The sequence below is a fragment of the Pedobacter sp. AC402 genome (assembly GCF_979252805.1).
This window is the reverse complement of the sequence record NZ_CEEDAI010000008.1, coordinates 176,371-192,083: the sequence shown is the minus strand read 5'-3', so window position 1 is coordinate 192,083 and position 15,713 is coordinate 176,371. Positions and strand designations below refer to the sequence as shown.

Below are 15,713 nucleotides of genomic sequence, written 5' to 3'. Positions count from 1 at the left end.
CGAGGGAAACAATGAAAATCTATTATTTCTACGAATTTCCCCTTTTATTAGTGACATCCTGAGCCCTTATGTGTTTTCGTGAATCGTTATTCGTCCACTTTCATCTCATAAGTCTTCCTGAATCGTTATTCGTCCACTTTCCTCTCATGCGTCTTCCTGAACTTGTTTCAGGATCTTAGTCATGAGTTAACTACAGCTGTTTGTGTTTTTTATTGCATTTGCCACGGAAACACTGAAATCACGGAAAATCTATTATCTTCTGTAAGTATTTCTCCTTTTATAAGTGTCATCCTGAGCGGGGTCGAAAGAACCTTCACTGCACTCATATCCCCGTTTTCAGTTTTACATATAAAAAACATTAAACTTATGACCGTCAGGGTCTGAAAATACGAAACCATAATATCCTTCACCAAACGCTTTAGGTTCTGAAACAATTTTGCCACCTGCCTGCACAACATCTTTCGCCCACTGATCAACTTCTGCCTTACACTCTGCTGAAAGGGTAAATACAATTTCGTTAGCAACATGGGCATCCGAAATATCAATCTCAACATTTGCTTTTAATACTTCTTTTAAAAAGAAATGCATGATAAAATTATCCTCGACTCATTAAGAAGCTGGTGAGGTCGTTATTTCTTCCGTTTGGCTTAAATCCAAGTGTTGTATAAAACTTTGTTGTTCGGTCTAGATCACTTACTGTAAAATTCGACCATATCTTTTTAGGCTTCATGTTAAAGTTATTTAATAAGAAATACTAATTTACGTTTTAAGACACGGATAGTTGGGGTTATTAAGAGACATATAATAGGGCTATTTGGGATATTTTTTGGATAAGAGAATATTGCAGTGAAGCAGAAAATAGGAAATAAATTCAATAAAAAAAGGCTTCCAGTTTTTAAACTAGAAGCCTTTAATTGTACCCCGGAAGGGACTCGAACCCCTGACCCTCGGTTTAGAAAACCGACGCTCTATCCAGCTGAGCTACCGAGGCCCATTTTTTAATGAGCTGCAAATATAGAAGTTCTATTGAATATGTAAAAATATATTTTAAACTATTTGAAGGCTGTTTTTCTTATTTTAAATAAGTATTTAAAAACGAAGCAATTAAAATTGGATATTCATGCAAAAACATGATAACTAACGGCTAAAAAGCGATATTTTTAAATATTTAACTGCTTAAAACATCAATAAATTGCCAAAATGTATCTTCAAAAAAGTAATTTAAGCATCTTCTCCGTTCCAGATATCATCATCAGCATGTCTAATTTCGTCATGACTGGACGTTACACTTTTTAGTTCTTCGTGATGGTAATTTCTTCTCCGGATTTTCAGGTAACCCATTGTCGTGATCTGGCGCTACTCTTCTTAAGTGCTCAGGTTTTTTAACCTCTGGTAAATCATCGTGTACAACAGAAGGTGTTAAAATCTTCTTTTTTGGGTTATTGGTGTTTTCCATAATCTTAAAAGGCACAAATTTCAAGCCACAAGCAAAGGTGAGGTAAAATTTTGGAAATCGGCAGTTATTTCGTTTTTAAAATCGTTCGCTGGTCAAAACGTTTAAGCTTGTCAACTTAATTCCGCGCCAGGAAAAAGATCACTTTAATGCTATTGTTTACCGATTTTCTTATTGTAAGCTGCCTCAAGCGCTGCCAATACTGTATCATATCCCTTACGATCAATAAATGCGGCTGGATTATAGGCATTGCCCGGTTTGTGCTTATCGTGCAGGTTAAACTGGCTCGCATGAGATGACAGCCAAATATCAAAAGATTGGTTTTTAAGCGATTTAAAAGTATAGGCATAATCCTTTTCAATTTCAGGGTATGCAGGTATTTCAGAAAACTTTTTATCGGTAACAATGCTTGGCATATTCGCTATTAACACTACATAACTGCTTTTTTCATCTCTTGTTGTTAATTTAAAACTGCACGATCCTTTTGTATGCCCGGGATGGTGGAGCATAGTAATATCGGTATTTCCAAAGCGTATGTGATCGCCATCCTTTAATAAACGGTCGGCAAAAACAGGCGCGTAACTACTTTCCTTACCGCCAAGTGCATAATCCGATCTGCCGCCGTCTTTCATTACCGCGGCATCCTTTTCGTCAACCATCATTTTTGCGCCCGTAAGCTTTTTGATTTCTCCCATTGCACCCATATGGTCGTAATGCGCCTGGGTGGTAAGCAAAATTTTAATATCATTAAAGTTAAAACCTAAAGTGTTTACATTGCGCTTAATCTGTTCTGCTGATGAACTTAAACCCGTATTAATGAGGATGTTTCCTTTTGGAGTAGTAATCAGGTAACAAGCCAGATCAGCAGTGCCTACATAATAAATATTGCCAACAATACGGAAAGGAGTATAGGGTTCCGACCATTCTTTTGGGGTGTCACCCGGTTCGTGCACATTTTGAGCAAAGGTAAAAATGGGAAGAAAAAAGAGGTAGAATAAGGCTTTGATTTTCATAAGATGATCAGGTAGTTTAGGAATTTATCTAAATCAAAATTAGTAAAATAATCCAGTGGCATTGATCAAAAAAACGTAAGGATTAACTTATTTCTTATAAAATTACGTATTAATTAAACCTGAACAACTAGTGCTGTTTTTGCTGCTCTAAAGTCAGTGGGTGAATATCCAGTTTGTTTTTTAAAGTTACCACTAAAGTATGCAGCATCCTCATAACCCAACTCATAAGCAATTTCTTTGGCTGATTTATCGGTATACATCAATAATCTTTTAGCTTCGAGCAGTAAACGCTCACGAATGATTGCCAGTGGCGATTGATGGCCATAAAGCGCGAAAAGGTTGGATAATGTTTTCGAAGACCTGTATAATTGGCCTGCATAAAAGGCCACCGTGTGCTGTTTACGGTAGTGATTTTCTACCAATAAATTATAACTTCGGATGATATCAAGTTTGTCATCGCTTACCGTATTGGCGGGGATAAATTGTTGTTTTGCAAGCCTGGTAACAATAATAATCAAACGTTTTAATAACATTTGCAGCATATCCAGTTGAATGTTATCAGCAGTTCCAAATTCATCTGCAAATACTTCGATCAGGGAGTCGATTTTTTTCTGGTGAGTTTCATCCAGGTTGATGAACATATTGCCCGATGAACCATAAAAAATAAAACCAACGCAGCTAACTTCCCTGTCATGATCAACCACACAATAAAAATTCCGGTTAAACTGCCAGGCTACAATCTTTTCGGGTTTCTCAAAACTGAAAGACTGGCTAACAACCAATGGAATTATGCTTTGTTGAGGAAATTCATAACCTACACCATCAATGGTAATCTGTTGAGCAGCACCCCTGTTCCAGGCAATGGTTAAAAATTTATCTTGCCTGTCTCGCTGAAAAAAAAATCGGTCGAGTTGATTTTCATTTATAGTTAGCCTGAATTCTCCCCGGGTGAGCTCTTGCAGATACTGGAATTTCATTTTACATGGTTTTACTTGCTGCAATATCGTAATGTTTTTTCTGTGTTGGAAAAACAAGCCATTAATTACAAACATTCGGGAAGTTTGTACATTCTTTCCTGCCTAAAAACTCAAGACCTTTATCCTTATAAAGAAACAAGTAATTATTTAAAATAAAATATTATGGAAAATTTCACAATCCCAGTAAAACAAGACGTTTCATCAGCAAACCAGGCTATTTTTACCAACCTGGAAGGTATGGTTGGCTTTGTGCCAAATCTTTATGCAGTTTTTGCACATTCAGAACATGCATTGGCCAATTACTTAACCTTGCAGAATGGTAAAAGTTCGCTACGAGCGAAAGAGCGTGAGGTTATTAACCTTGTTGTAAGCCAGCTGAATGAATGTTTATATTGTTTAAGTGCCCACACTGCTTTTGCCAAAATGAATGGGTTTAGTGATGAACAGATTATTGAAATTAGAAAAGTAAATCTAACATTCGATGCTAAACTTGATGCACTTGCCAAACTAGTTAAAGGAATAGTTTTGGATAAAGGACATGTAGCCACCGAACTATTGGACAATTTTTACGCTGCTGGTTATACTAAAGGTAGTTTGGTAGATGTAAATATGGTAATCGGTGATAAAATTATTACCAACTATCTGCATGCTTTAACAGAAGTTCCGGTAGATTGGCCTGTTGCCGTAGCGTTAGAAACAGAAAATCGCTTAATTTAATGGGCGGTTTTTACCGCCCGTTAATTATTTTAAAACCCTGCCCACATTATAAGGCCTCCAAAAAATCGAGATACAGCTTTACACTATTTTCAATCCTTTCGGATGAAGAATTGTATTCAATTCCATAATAGGCAAATAAAGGTTGGTAGGATGCTTTAACGTATTCAAAAGAAAGTTCGAAAGGGCGGGTAAGTTCTGAAAGAGGATATTTATATATTCCTGATGGGCCAAGTTCATCCTCATCAACCCCCAAAGAGATAGCCAGGGCAACTTTTTTACCTGCAACTTTGTAACCACTTTTGCTGCCATAAGCCCAGCCATGCGTTAATACTTCATCGAGCCATTTTTTGAATAGCGCAGGACAGTTAAACCAATAATAAGGAAACTGGAATACAATTTTATCATATTGTTCAATCAGTTTTTGCTCTGCAGCTACATCAATTTTTTCGTCAGGATATATTTCATGTAGTTGATGAACATGGTATTTATCCGGAAATTTATTCAGTTCTTCAATCCATCTTTTATTTATTACTGAGTTTTTAATATCGGGGTGTATTGCAATTATAAGTGTCTTCATTTTTGTCAATTTTCAAATTTATCAGCCACAAAAATAAAGCAGCTAATGTAAATTCTGTAGATTAGCCACCCATTGTAGGGTACTATAAAAAATGTAAGTAATGACTAAAATAAAGGAAACTTCAACCAATTTTGCCAATAAGCAGGCATTAGCCGATGAGTGTCCGGAGGTTTATGCAGCCCATATTATTGGCGGCCAGTGGGCACTGGTAATCTGTTCGTGGCTAATTAATGGAAAGCTCAGGTTTAGTGAATTGAAAAAACACCTGCCCAATATTACCGAGCGGAATGCTTACACTGCAACTTCGCAAACTGGAAGAAAGTAAAATTATTAAACGTACCGTATTCGCAGAAATACCACCCCGGGTAGAGTATGAATTAACGCCAATAGGTTATGAATTGAAAACGGTTATTAAGCAACTCGAAAGTTGGGGCGAAAAACATAAAGCATTGAGCTAAAAGGCTCAATTAAGCTACAGTTATTCTTTACAAAATCAATGTTTCGATCTATTTTGTTAAAATTTAATGGATAACTGTTCAGAAACAAGCAAATTGTTTTTGTAATACTCAAAAAACCAGTTTCCATTTTTTTTAATAACCACCCCGTTAAGGCTTCCGTTATTTGCGATAAAAAAATCGTTAACAGAAGTTTTTAGTAAAGTCATAACAATTTTTGGTGCAGCATCAATCAGTTGGTAACCATTGGTAATGGCTTGGGCATACAATAAAGCATCTGGTTGTTTTGCCTCGGCCGCAACAGGTTGGTTAGAAGTTGCCGGAGCAGTTGTAGCCGCTGGCACTGGCGTTGTTGCTGCAGGCGTAGGTGTAGAAACTTCAGCTGTGCTGCCCGCAACATACCTGAAATCGCCTAAAGAAGCAAATGCATCTTTTAATGCGGCGTTATAAGAGGTGTTATATTCTTTCTCCCGGCTTTTACCTTCCTTGCTTTTTAATACAACAGTTCCCTTACAATCTTTAAAAACCAGGCTAAGGTTGGTTACAAACATAGAATTTTTTTCCTGTAGCTCTACTGTTAAAGCTTTACATCTATCCGTTGCAATTTCTGTTGGTAAATCTCCGTTATCAAAATAAACAGTAAAGCCTTTCTCCTCGAGCATCGCTTTAGTTTCTGTATTTAAACCATATTGATTAACCTGTTTAAGGAAACTGAATTTTTCGGGCACAATGAGGTATTTGTAATTGTTGGCATTTGATTGTGCCTGAACAGAAAAAGAGAATGCAAAAAGGAGAATAAATAGGTATCGTTTCATAACGCTTAATTCGTGGAGGATTAAATTCCGCTTCAATGTAGAAAATGATAAGGAGAAAATCAAATTTGAAAGGCATCAGCTCCGCCAGATCAATTGAATATTTGAAATGCATAACAATTCGTTTGATTTTGGTAATTAACCAACTCCCTTTTCTGCCTAAATTTGTGTTGTAAATTCAAAAATCAATCTTTTAATCAATAAGGATATGAAATATAGAAAATTAGGAAATACCGAAGAACAATTATCTGCTATTGGATTAGGTACGATGGGGATGAACCACGCTTATGGCGAACCAGATGATCAGGAATCAATAGCGACATTAAATTTGGCCATCGATCTGGGTATTAACTTTTGGGATACTGCTGATATTTATGCCAAAGGAGAGAATGAAAAACTGGTATCGCAGGTTTTGGTACCGAACAGAAATAAAATTTTTATAGCAACAAAATTCGGATTCAGATGGGATGACGATAAAACCAGTGCTTTTGATGGATCACCCGCTTACCTTAAAACAGCTGTAGAACAAAGTTTAAAACGTTTACGTACAGATCATATCGATTTATATTATGCCCATCGGGTAGACCCAAATATGCCCATTGAAGAAACCGTTGGCGCCATGGCCGAATTGGTTAAAGAAGGGAAGGTGAGGTACCTTGGCCTTTCCGAAGCCTCTGCTGCTTCAATCAGAAAAGCACATGCAGTACATCCAATTGCCGCACTTCAAAGTGAATATTCTTTGTTAACAAGAGAGGTAGAAAACGAAATTCTTCCCTTAACAAAAGAACTGGGTATAGCATTTGTTCCTTTTAGTCCGTTAGCACGTGGCTTGGTAACCAATACGCTCGATGTAAGTACACTTGAGGATAATGATTTTAGAAAAACCCTACCTCGCTACCAGGAAAAATACGCCGAAAACAATAAGAAACTGGCGGAGGGTTTTGCAGAATTGGCTGCCTCGAAAAATGTTACACCGGCCCAAATTGCGCTGGCCTGGGTATTAAGTCAGGGTGAGCATATTATTCCTATTCCGGGTACCAAGAAAACAAAATACCTGAAAGAAAATGCTGGTGCAGTGGATGTAAATCTGAATGCAGCTGATTTGGCTGTTATTGATGATTTATTAAAAAAATATCCTGATACTGGTGCAAGGTATACGGCCGAGCAAGAAAAAATGGCCAACAATTAAACCGCGTATTTGTAATATTGAGCTTATAGAAATCAAGTCATAAATTAAGTCGTCAATTGCGGGAGGAAAAACGGAGCAATCTTTAATGTTAATGAGATCATAGTTGTAAGATTGCTCCGTTGGCCGAAAAAGACCCTTCTCGCAATTGACGATATCTCCTCAGGATGACGAGGCTATTTAAGGTATATCGTATCCTCCTTTAAATCGTTATTTGCCGCTCTTAAACATCTTTATAGCTGCGTTTTGAACTTTAAGTGCATCATTTTCAATTATTTTCTTGATCGCTGGATCAGTAGACGCCTGAAAACCTGTTTTAATCACAATGGTATCGGCTTCGTTAATTACCGTTAAACCAAAAAAGTGGCTCCCGAATTTATAGGTATTCTTGGTGATATTGGCATCTTTTTCAACAGTTTTACCAAATTCGTAACTGCTGCTTAATTCGTCAAAAAAATCTTTTACCCCCTGGAAAATCAAATGTGTTTCAATATTCAGGTCGTTAATAATTACTTTGGCGTTTTGTAACTCCGGAATTGCTTTTCCCTTCGCACTTTTCTGCAAATCTTTTAATTCCGGGAACAAATCTTCACTAAAAATAATGTCTTTTGGGTCTTTTATAAAAACTGTTGCGGTTTTTCCCGTTTCATCAAAGCGTTGTACTAAATCTATGGTATCATTGCCGTCCTTCAGGGTGGCTGCATCTGCTGCAGTATATTCGGTTTTAATGTCACTAATGGCGTTCTTGATGACGTTAACAACGTATTCTAAAACTGGGTATGGCGTAATATTGTTCATTGTAATAATTTTTTTCAAAGGTACGGCTTAGTTTGTGAGGTATAATATCCCGAAGTGGAGAAAAGAATTAATTTGATATAAAATACTCAAAAATAGTGAGTTAAAATTTATAACCAGCTCATTCTTTTCAGTTAACAAGCAAAAAACCGGAATGTTTTTGCTCCGCTAAAAATTTTGTAGCAAAACTGCCTTAAATTTCCTCAACAGGATAATAGGGGAGATTTAGCCTTTTCAGTTCTATAATTTACTTATCTTAGGGTTATGAAGAATTTTGCCTTAATTTTTGTTTTCTCGCTCTTTATCGCTCCACTATGTGCCCAACAAACGCAAAAGCCAATGCTTTATGGAAACAGTTGGATGGCCATTACGGGTAAACCCATGGCGGCAACCGCTGGTTCTATGATATTTCAACAAGGTGGAAATGCTGTTGATGCTGCCTGTGCCATGCTGGCTGCAACCTGCACCATGTGGGATACCTTAAGTTGGGGAGGAGAAACACAGGCACTGATTTATAACCCAAAAACGAAAAAAGTTATCGCAATTAATGCAATGGGCGTTGCACCAACCGGAGCTACAGTAGCCTTTTTTAAAAGTAAAGGCTATAATTTTCCGCCAGAATATGGCCCTTTGGCTGCTACTACCCCAGGCACGCCGGGTGGCCTTATTTTTATGCTGAGTAAATATGGAAGTATGAGTTTAGGGCAGGTTTTGGCTCCGGCAATGCATATGGCTGCAGGTTATGCTATTGAAGCGCAGGCAGCAAATGCCATCGAGCGTGATAAAGAACTGATTAAAACATGGCCTTATAGCAAAAAAGTGCTTTTACCACATTCCGGCGAGAAACGTGAAGCACCGGAAGCCGGAGAAATTTTTATTCAGAAAGACCTGCTTACTACTTTAACTAAAATGGTTGAAGTTGAAAAGGCTGCATTAAAAAAAGGTAAATCCCGTGAGGAAGCATTGATGGCCGCTTATGATCGTTTTTATAAAGGAGATATTGCACAGGAATTTGTTCGTGGAAGTAAAGAGCAAGGTGGTTTAATTACTATGGATGACCTGGCCAAATGGAAACCTGTTGAGGAAGAAGCCTTAAGCACCAATTATAAAGGGATAGCGGTTTATAAATTAAAACAATGGACGCAAGGCCCGGTTTTACTGCAAGCCCTGAATATTTTGGAGAATTTTGATTTAAAAGCAATGGGCTACAATAGCTCAAAGTATATTCATACGGTTTACCAGGCCATGAATTTATCTTTCGCAGATCGTGATTTTTATTATGGAGACCCTAATCAGGCACCTGCCGAACCCATGAAAGGTTTGCTAAGTAAAGATTATGCAAAGCAAAGGGCATCGCTGATTCAGTTGGATAAAAACGATGAACACATTGGTCCAGGCGATCCTTATCCTTATGAAGGAAAGAAAAATCCTTACTTTAATCTCTTAAAAAATAGAGGTTTCGAGCTGGATACAACCAAAAGGAACTTTGCTCCTAAACACGATTTAGGCAACAATTCTACAAAAGAAATATATGAAGATCGCTTATGGAGAGGTACAGACCTCTATTGAGGCTGCTGATAAAGAAGGTTGGGTAGTATCGGTTACGCCAAGTGGAGGCTGGCTACCCGCTTGCATTGCGGGCAATACAGGGCTGGGCATGAGTCAGCGGTTGCAAAGTTTTGTGCTTGATTCTACTCTAAATCCTTTCAACGTAGTTGCACCCGGCAAACGCCCAAGGGTTACTTTATCTCCATCTTTATTTTTGAAAGATGGTAAGCCATTTGTTTCTGCTGCAGTTCAGGGTGGAGATACGCAAGACCAGAATTTATTGCAGTTTTTTTTAAACATGGCAGAGTTTGGCATGTCGGTGCAAAAAGCTACAGAAGCAGCTAACTTTAACACCAACCAGCTTTGGCTTTCATTGGGTGGCACTAAAACCAGCGACAGGGAACCAAAACCCGGACAAATTTTATTAAACGCAAATACCAAAGAAACGGTGCGTGATGAATTGAAAAAAATGGGTTATAAACTCAGTTTTTCTGAGCGCACCAGTGGCCCGATCAATGCAATTTATTTCGATTGGAAACATGGTAGCTTACAAGGCGGATCGAGTAATCATGGCGAAGATTATGGTATTGGTTGGTAATGAGCTGTAAATCAACTTATTTTAAAGTATGCTCCATGTAAAGTTACTGGTCATAAATTGATCAGCGATTTTAACTTAACAAATTGATAATATAAGAAGAATTGTATCTTTAATCTGTAAATGGTTTTTTTGTAGCTAAATTTATGCGGAGTAATGGCAAATTATAATCTGTATACGGATGAAGAACTTTTTCTTTTATTGAAAGAAGGGAATCATCGTGCATATGCCATACTTTACGATCGTTATTGGGCCATACTTTTTAGGTATTCGCGTAAAATACTTCAAAATGATGAAGAATCAAGAGATGTGGTACAGGATGTTTTCGTGATGCTGTGGTCGAAGGCCGAAACCTTACATATACAAATTTCCCTTTCCTGTTTTCTATATGCTGCTACCCGAAATAGTATTCTCAAGCTTTTTCAACGCGGAAAAGTAAAGGCCAACTATTTAAGTTCTTTAACTCAATTTTTGGATGATGAGAACAACACTACCGACCACCTGGTACGTGATCGGGAACTTGCCAGGCGGATTGAGCATGAAGTTTCCCTATTGCCCCCCAAAATGAGGGCGGTATTTGAACTTAGCCGAAAATCGCATCTTTCTCATCGTGAAATTGCCTCACAAATGGAAATTTCAGATAAAACAGTGAAGAAACAAATGGCAAATGCCTTAAAAATCCTTCGTTTAAAGCTTGGAACGCTTTTCTTTTTAATTTTTTAATTTTTTTTTCATTTCGTCTACTCCCATCGTAGGAGTAAGCGTTCATAACCATACATCTTACCAAAAGAGGAAATATAGTATGGAGTATAAACGCGCTCAGGCACTACTTGATAAATACCTGGAGGGCAAATGCAGCCCCGAAGAAATGGATCTTGTAGAATCTTGGTATTTAAAAGAAACAGCAGATCCCGGACCATTCCAAACGGAACCAGATTACAATGAATTAAAGAAATCGATTTGGAAAAACATACAGCAGGAAAACAATCAAACCAGGAAATTGGTGCCGCAATATAAATGGGCAGCAGCTGCAGCGGTTTTTATTGCACTAAGTGTGGGCGTGTATTATTTGGCTAATAAAACAAATGCATCAGTACAAAAAACAACAGATTTTGTGCGTAACGACATTGCTCCCGGAGGAAATAAAGCATTTTTAACACTTGCTGATGGTAAGCGCATTGCCTTAGATGATGTTCAAAACGGGAAAATTGCCGATCAAACCGGTGTTGTTATTTCGAAAACTGCTAACGGGCAATTGCTTTATACCATTTCAGAAAATGCTAAATCCAGTCAGAAAAATTCTACCATGGCTAACTTCAATACCATTGAAACGCCAAAAGGAGGGCAATACCAGGTTAATTTACCCGATGGCACCAAAGTTTGGTTAAATGCCGGTTCATCTTTGCGCTATGTGGCACAGTTTGCTGCAACTAAAAGAGAAGTAACGCTTACAGGGGAAGCCTATTTTGAAGTGGCCAAAAGAACAGTTAATGGTAAAAGATTGCCATTTGTGGTAAAAACCAATATGCAGGAAGTAGAAGTGCTGGGTACCCATTTTAACATCAATAGCTATCAGGAAGATGGGAACACCAAAACAACCTTATTAGAAGGTTCAGTAGCAGTACATCCTATCGCTGCAAAGGGAATAAGTTTAGCCGCTAAAACCATAAAACCTGGTGAGCAATCGGTTTTGAACGCTTCGGCCCTGCAAGTTTCAACAGTTGATACCGAACAGGTACTTGCCTGGAAGGAAGGATTTTTTATGTTCGATAATGAAACCCTGCAAAGTATTATGAACCAGGTAGCAAGATGGTATGATGTTGAGGTGGTATTTAATGACAGCAGTTTAAAATCAAAAGAATTCAGCGGAACGGTTTCGCGGTTTGCAAATGTATCACAAGTGCTTAAAAAGATAGAATTTACAGGTTCCGTACACTTTAAAATTGAAGGAAGGAGGATTGTGGTGATAAAATAAAAACTTAAAAACTGCAGTCCAAAAAAAAGTCAGCAATGCTACGAACATTACTGACCCTAACCGGATTACCCGGGAATGCTTTGGCTCAGTTTAAATACACTATTGAGATAGAATACCTTAAACCAAAACAAACGAACAAATGTATACAAATTCTGCTAATATTTTTTGCAGGTATCGATCCTGCGCGACCAAATTTTTGCGAGTAATGAAACTAATAATAGTTTTAATGGTAACCTGCCTGATTCAGGTAAGTGCTACAACAAGCAATGCCCAGAGCCTATCTTTGGTCAAAAAAAACATAACTATAAAACAGGTTTTTAAAGCCATTAGAATACAAACCGGTTATAATGTACTTTGGGAAGCCGATAAACTCCAAACCAGCAAAACCATCGACGCGAAATTTAACAACGCTTCTCTTGATGAAGTGTTGGGGAAATGTTTCGAAGGTAAAAACCTTACCTATGCCATCGATGAGAAAACAATAATCATCAAATCAAGGCCCTTATCATTACTGGAGAAAGTAATTAATATTTTCCGCGCTATAGAAATTACAGGAAAAGTACTGGATGAAAAAGGGAATACCCTTCCAAATGCCTCTATCCTTATAAAAGGAACAAAAACCTACCATAAAACTGATGAGAACGGAAATTTTAAATTTAGCATCGCGGATGAAGGTGCAACCTTGGTGGTTTCTTATTTAGGCTATAAAACCCAGGAAGTACCAGTTTCAAAAGGTGGCCAAATCAGCATCACCCTTCAGCCCGATATGGCCGATCTTGAGGATGTGGTGGTAGTGGGTTACGGCACGCAGAAAAGGGCAAATTTAACCGGAGCAGTTGATGCCATCAGTTCAAAGCAGTTAGAAAACAGACCAATTGCAAATTTAGGTCAGGGTTTACAAGGTTTAATTCCCAATTTGAATATTTCCATAGCAAACGGACGGCCGAATACTGCACCAAATTTTAATGTTAGGGGCTTTGCTTCCATCAATGGGAGTGGAGCACCGTTAATTTTGGTAGATAACGTGCCTTTTAGCGCATCAGAGTTATTAACCCTTAACCCGGCAGATATCGAAAGTGTATCGGTATTAAAAGATGCTGCTGCTTCGGCAATATATGGGGCCAGGGCACCTTTTGGAGTGGTATTAATGGTTACCAAATCTGCCAAAAGCAATAAGTTAAATGTGAGTGTAAACAGTTATACCGCTTACCGTACCGTAGGCAAACTGCCCGAATTAGTTACCGATCCTTACGAGGTTTTAAAAGTAAAAAATGAAACAGCTTTTCCTTTATATAATCCAGCTTACAGTGCAGCATTGGTTGAGGCCGCAAGGTTGCGTTCGCTTGATCCTTCACGACCGGATGTAATTACCGATCCAACTGATCCTAATAAATGGTTTTACATCGGATCTACTGATTGGTTAAAAGAAGCTTACGAACAATCTGCTCCAACTTATAATGTGGGCTTAAATATTTCTAAAAAGGCCGATCAGATCAGTTATTTCTTATCTGCAAATTATTACAGGCAAAAAGGAATGATCAAAAATGCAAATGAAAACAATAATATTTATAACTTAAGGGGCAAGGTAGATTTAAATGTAACCAAATGGCTTACCATTTCAAATAACACCATGCTAACCTCAACCTTTTATGAGGCACCAACATTTATAGATGGCAATTACTTCTGGAATATTAACCGCACCAATGTAACCGATATTCCGCGGAACCCTGATGGTTCATGGACTTCGGCCGGGGCATCATTGCTTGGCGCCGTACAAGAGGGCGGAAGAAAAAACATAAGCACTAATACCGTTCAAAGTACCTTTTCTTTCGATGCTTCACTAATTAAAAATATATGGAGCTTAAAAGGGGATGCAACTTTTAGAAGGGTAGATAGCTTAAATAAATCATACGAAATTCCGGTTCCGTATAAAACGGGACCAAATCTTGCGCCACCTTTAACTACTTCTACCTCGGCAACAGATCAGAATGGGAATGTAAAATACAATGTTATCAATCTTTATACCCAGGCACAAAAGCAAATAGGGGATCATTTTATATCAGGATTGGTAGGTTATAATCAAGAACATTTTAGAAATGCCAAATTTTTAGCTTCTCGTAAGCAACTGATTTCAAATGGTCTGCCTTCAGTCAATCTGGCCACCGGTGATCAAACAATAACAGAAAATGTTGCAGAATGGGCAGTTCAGGGGCTTTTCTATAGGCTTAATTATAATTATAAAGAGCGCTATCTATTAGAGCTTGATGGCCGTTATGATGGATCTTCGCGCTTTGCGCCTAATAAACGGTGGACATTCGTTCCTTCTGCATCTGCAGGATGGGTTATTTCAAGAGAGCAGTTTTTTGAACCTGTAAAAGAACTTTTGGCCGTGGATATGTTGAAAGTTAGGGGATCTTATGGTATGCTGGGTAACCAGGCCGCTGCAAATGAGTATGATTATTTCTTAAAAATGACCAGTGGGAAAACCAGCCAGATTTTAGGCGGTTCTCAACCGAATTATGTAAATCCACCAGCAGCAATTTCGGATAGCTTTACCTGGAAAAAGTATCAACCATTAATCTTGGCGTTGATATGAGTTTCTTTAAAAACCGATTAGACCTGAGTTTCGACCGTTATACCCGTTTCACCAAAAACATGTTGGTGCCCGGAAAACCGCTTCCTGCAGTATTCGGAACAGGATCGCCAACGGCAAATGCCGCCGATTTAAAAACCAAAGGCTGGGAGTTGAAAATAGGTTGGAAAGATCAGTTTATGCTTGGTGGTTCTCCGTTTACGTATAACGCTGTTTTTGCCCTGAGCGATAGCAGATCATACATTACCCGTTTTGATAATCCAAATAAACTATTAAGTGATTATTATGAAGGAATGGAAATTGGCGAAATCTGGGGATTGGAATCAGAAGGCTTTTTCCAGAATGCTGATGAACTGAAAAATCATGCCAACCAAACTGCAGTAGGAACCGATGATCAGCGCTACCAGTATTTTGTAGGCGATATGAAATTTAAAGACCGCAATGGTGATGGCAAAGTGGATTTTGGAAATGAAACGGTAAATAACCCCGGTGATTATTATAAAATTGGGAATAGCAGGAGCCGGTTGCCTTATAGCTTTGATTTATCAGGCGCATGGAAAGGTTTCGATTTAAGGGTATATGTACAGGGAGTAGCCAAAAGAGACTGGTATGCCGCAGGAAGCAACATTTACTTCTGGGGCATATATGCGCAGCCCTGGACCAACGTTACGGTGCAGAACCTCGATCATTGGAGTCCTGAAAGGCCAAATGCCTACTTCCCTAGGATAAAAGCCTATGCCGCCGAAGATACCGGAGAAGAACTTGGTATACCGAATACCCGTTTTTTACAGGATGCTTCCTATTTACGCGTAAAGAACATCACCTTAGGTTATACCTTGCCTAAAAGCTTTTTAAGAAAAGCAAAGTTAGAGAACGTGCATTTTTATGTGAGCGGCGAAAATCTTTTTGAACATTCTAACCTTAAAGTAAAGCTTGATCCTGAAGGCCTTGATGGCAATATTTATCCATTTCAACGGACCTATTCATTTGGCTTAAACTTTAATTTTTAACACTGAA

16 protein-coding genes and 1 tRNA gene are annotated in these 15,713 nt (G+C 38.3%); 10 read left to right on the top strand and 7 right to left on the bottom strand.

Annotated features, from left to right (window positions below; all coding sequences use genetic code 11):
- Positions 1-342: 342 nt before the first annotated feature.
- From AC0IWE_RS10145 to AC0IWE_RS10130, 4 genes are all read right to left on the bottom strand, one after another.
- Positions 343-588 carry a VOC family protein gene (locus tag AC0IWE_RS10145; protein WP_471792979.1) on the bottom strand — a complete coding sequence of 82 codons (246 nt, stop codon included), beginning with the start codon at positions 586-588 and terminating at the stop codon, positions 343-345.
- Between the two features lie 329 nt (positions 589-917).
- Positions 918-991, bottom strand: a tRNA-Arg gene (locus tag AC0IWE_RS10140).
- Between the two features lie 614 nt (positions 992-1,605).
- A complete protein-coding gene (bla, locus tag AC0IWE_RS10135; protein WP_471792978.1) occupies positions 1,606-2,466 on the bottom strand; it encodes a subclass B3 metallo-beta-lactamase in 861 nt (286 codons plus the stop codon).
- 113 nt (positions 2,467-2,579) lie between these two features.
- Positions 2,580-3,443 carry a helix-turn-helix domain-containing protein gene (locus AC0IWE_RS10130; protein ID WP_471792977.1) on the bottom strand — a complete coding sequence of 288 codons (864 nt, stop codon included), beginning with the start codon at positions 3,441-3,443 and terminating at the stop codon, positions 2,580-2,582.
- Between the two features lie 162 nt (positions 3,444-3,605).
- On the opposite strand from AC0IWE_RS10130, the gene AC0IWE_RS10125 reads away from it, so the two are divergent.
- Positions 3,606-4,160, top strand: a complete 555-nt coding sequence (locus AC0IWE_RS10125) for a carboxymuconolactone decarboxylase family protein (RefSeq protein WP_471792976.1) — start codon at positions 3,606-3,608, stop codon at positions 4,158-4,160.
- Positions 4,161-4,206: 46 nt separating this feature from the next.
- On the opposite strand, the gene AC0IWE_RS10120 is transcribed toward AC0IWE_RS10125, so the two are convergent.
- A complete protein-coding gene (locus AC0IWE_RS10120; RefSeq protein WP_471792975.1) occupies positions 4,207-4,737 on the bottom strand; it encodes an NAD(P)H-dependent oxidoreductase in 531 nt (176 codons plus the stop codon).
- A gap of 100 nt (positions 4,738-4,837) precedes the next feature.
- Here AC0IWE_RS10120 and AC0IWE_RS10115 point away from each other — a divergent pair, with 100 nt between their 5' ends.
- Both AC0IWE_RS10115 and AC0IWE_RS10110 read left to right on the top strand, forming a co-directional pair.
- Positions 4,838-5,062, top strand: a complete 225-nt coding sequence (locus tag AC0IWE_RS10115; RefSeq protein ID WP_471792974.1) for a winged helix-turn-helix transcriptional regulator — start codon at positions 4,838-4,840, stop codon at positions 5,060-5,062.
- Positions 5,025-5,195 carry a winged helix-turn-helix transcriptional regulator gene (locus AC0IWE_RS10110; RefSeq protein ID WP_471792973.1) on the top strand — a complete coding sequence of 57 codons (171 nt, stop codon included), beginning with the start codon at positions 5,025-5,027 and terminating at the stop codon, positions 5,193-5,195. The genes AC0IWE_RS10115 and AC0IWE_RS10110 overlap by 38 nt, the downstream gene beginning before the upstream one ends.
- A 56-nt stretch (positions 5,196-5,251) precedes the next feature.
- Here AC0IWE_RS10110 and AC0IWE_RS10105 read toward each other — a convergent pair whose 3' ends face one another.
- A complete protein-coding gene (locus AC0IWE_RS10105; protein WP_471792972.1) occupies positions 5,252-6,007 on the bottom strand; it encodes a hypothetical protein in 756 nt (251 codons plus the stop codon).
- Between the two features lie 205 nt (positions 6,008-6,212).
- Between AC0IWE_RS10105 and AC0IWE_RS10100 the strand changes: the two genes are divergently transcribed.
- A complete protein-coding gene (locus AC0IWE_RS10100) occupies positions 6,213-7,193 on the top strand; it encodes an aldo/keto reductase (protein ID WP_471792971.1) in 981 nt (326 codons plus the stop codon).
- A gap of 207 nt (positions 7,194-7,400) precedes the next feature.
- Here AC0IWE_RS10100 and AC0IWE_RS10095 read toward each other — a convergent pair whose 3' ends face one another.
- Positions 7,401-8,006, bottom strand: coding sequence for a hypothetical protein (locus tag AC0IWE_RS10095; protein ID WP_471792970.1), 606 nt, complete (start codon positions 8,004-8,006; stop codon positions 7,401-7,403).
- A 243-nt stretch (positions 8,007-8,249) separates the two neighbouring features.
- Between AC0IWE_RS10095 and AC0IWE_RS10090 the strand changes: the two genes are divergently transcribed.
- The 6 genes from AC0IWE_RS10090 (at position 8,250) to AC0IWE_RS10065 (ending at position 15,706) form a co-directional block, all read left to right on the top strand.
- Positions 8,250-9,554: a gamma-glutamyltransferase family protein gene (locus AC0IWE_RS10090; protein ID WP_471792969.1), complete on the top strand. Its 1,305-nt coding sequence runs from the start codon at positions 8,250-8,252 to the stop codon at positions 9,552-9,554.
- Positions 9,517-10,131: a gamma-glutamyltransferase gene (locus AC0IWE_RS10085; RefSeq protein ID WP_471792968.1), complete on the top strand. Its 615-nt coding sequence runs from the start codon at positions 9,517-9,519 to the stop codon at positions 10,129-10,131. The genes AC0IWE_RS10090 and AC0IWE_RS10085 overlap by 38 nt, the downstream gene beginning before the upstream one ends.
- 153 nt (positions 10,132-10,284) lie before the next feature.
- A complete protein-coding gene (locus AC0IWE_RS10080) occupies positions 10,285-10,851 on the top strand; it encodes an RNA polymerase sigma factor (protein WP_055904684.1) in 567 nt (188 codons plus the stop codon).
- Between the two features lie 79 nt (positions 10,852-10,930).
- A complete protein-coding gene (locus AC0IWE_RS10075; RefSeq protein WP_471792967.1) occupies positions 10,931-12,103 on the top strand; it encodes a FecR family protein in 1,173 nt (390 codons plus the stop codon).
- A gap of 205 nt (positions 12,104-12,308) precedes the next feature.
- Positions 12,309-14,699, top strand: a complete 2,391-nt coding sequence (locus AC0IWE_RS10070; protein WP_471792966.1) for a SusC/RagA family TonB-linked outer membrane protein — start codon at positions 12,309-12,311, stop codon at positions 14,697-14,699.
- Positions 14,696-15,706: a hypothetical protein gene (locus AC0IWE_RS10065; RefSeq protein WP_471792965.1), complete on the top strand. Its 1,011-nt coding sequence runs from the start codon at positions 14,696-14,698 to the stop codon at positions 15,704-15,706. Before AC0IWE_RS10070 ends, AC0IWE_RS10065 begins: the two co-directional genes overlap by 4 nt.
- Positions 15,707-15,713 lie beyond the last annotated feature (7 nt).

What these genes read in the sequence shown, in the direction of transcription:
- AC0IWE_RS10145 (WP_471792979.1), bottom strand. Translation starts at nt 588, where the DNA reads ATGCATTTCTTTTTAAAAGAAGTATTAAAAGCAAATGTTGAGATTGAT.
- bla (WP_471792978.1), bottom strand. Translation starts at nt 2,466, where the DNA reads ATGAAAATCAAAGCCTTATTCTACCTCTTTTTTCTTCCCATTTTTACC.
- AC0IWE_RS10130 (WP_471792977.1), bottom strand. Translation starts at nt 3,443, where the DNA reads ATGAAATTCCAGTATCTGCAAGAGCTCACCCGGGGAGAATTCAGGCTA.
- AC0IWE_RS10125 (WP_471792976.1), top strand. Translation starts at nt 3,606, where the DNA reads ATGGAAAATTTCACAATCCCAGTAAAACAAGACGTTTCATCAGCAAAC.
- AC0IWE_RS10120 (WP_471792975.1), bottom strand. Translation starts at nt 4,737, where the DNA reads ATGAAGACACTTATAATTGCAATACACCCCGATATTAAAAACTCAGTA.
- AC0IWE_RS10115 (WP_471792974.1), top strand. Translation starts at nt 4,838, where the DNA reads ATGACTAAAATAAAGGAAACTTCAACCAATTTTGCCAATAAGCAGGCA.
- AC0IWE_RS10110 (WP_471792973.1), top strand. Translation starts at nt 5,025, where the DNA reads ATGCTTACACTGCAACTTCGCAAACTGGAAGAAAGTAAAATTATTAAA.
- AC0IWE_RS10105 (WP_471792972.1), bottom strand. Translation starts at nt 6,007, where the DNA reads ATGAAACGATACCTATTTATTCTCCTTTTTGCATTCTCTTTTTCTGTT.
- AC0IWE_RS10100 (WP_471792971.1), top strand. Translation starts at nt 6,213, where the DNA reads ATGAAATATAGAAAATTAGGAAATACCGAAGAACAATTATCTGCTATT.
- AC0IWE_RS10090 (WP_471792969.1), top strand. Translation starts at nt 8,250, where the DNA reads ATGAAGAATTTTGCCTTAATTTTTGTTTTCTCGCTCTTTATCGCTCCA.
- AC0IWE_RS10085 (WP_471792968.1), top strand. Translation starts at nt 9,517, where the DNA reads ATGAAGATCGCTTATGGAGAGGTACAGACCTCTATTGAGGCTGCTGAT.
- AC0IWE_RS10080 (WP_055904684.1), top strand. Translation starts at nt 10,285, where the DNA reads ATGGCAAATTATAATCTGTATACGGATGAAGAACTTTTTCTTTTATTG.
- AC0IWE_RS10075 (WP_471792967.1), top strand. Translation starts at nt 10,931, where the DNA reads ATGGAGTATAAACGCGCTCAGGCACTACTTGATAAATACCTGGAGGGC.
- AC0IWE_RS10070 (WP_471792966.1), top strand. Translation starts at nt 12,309, where the DNA reads ATGAAACTAATAATAGTTTTAATGGTAACCTGCCTGATTCAGGTAAGT.
- AC0IWE_RS10065 (WP_471792965.1), top strand. Translation starts at nt 14,696, where the DNA reads ATGAGTTTCTTTAAAAACCGATTAGACCTGAGTTTCGACCGTTATACC.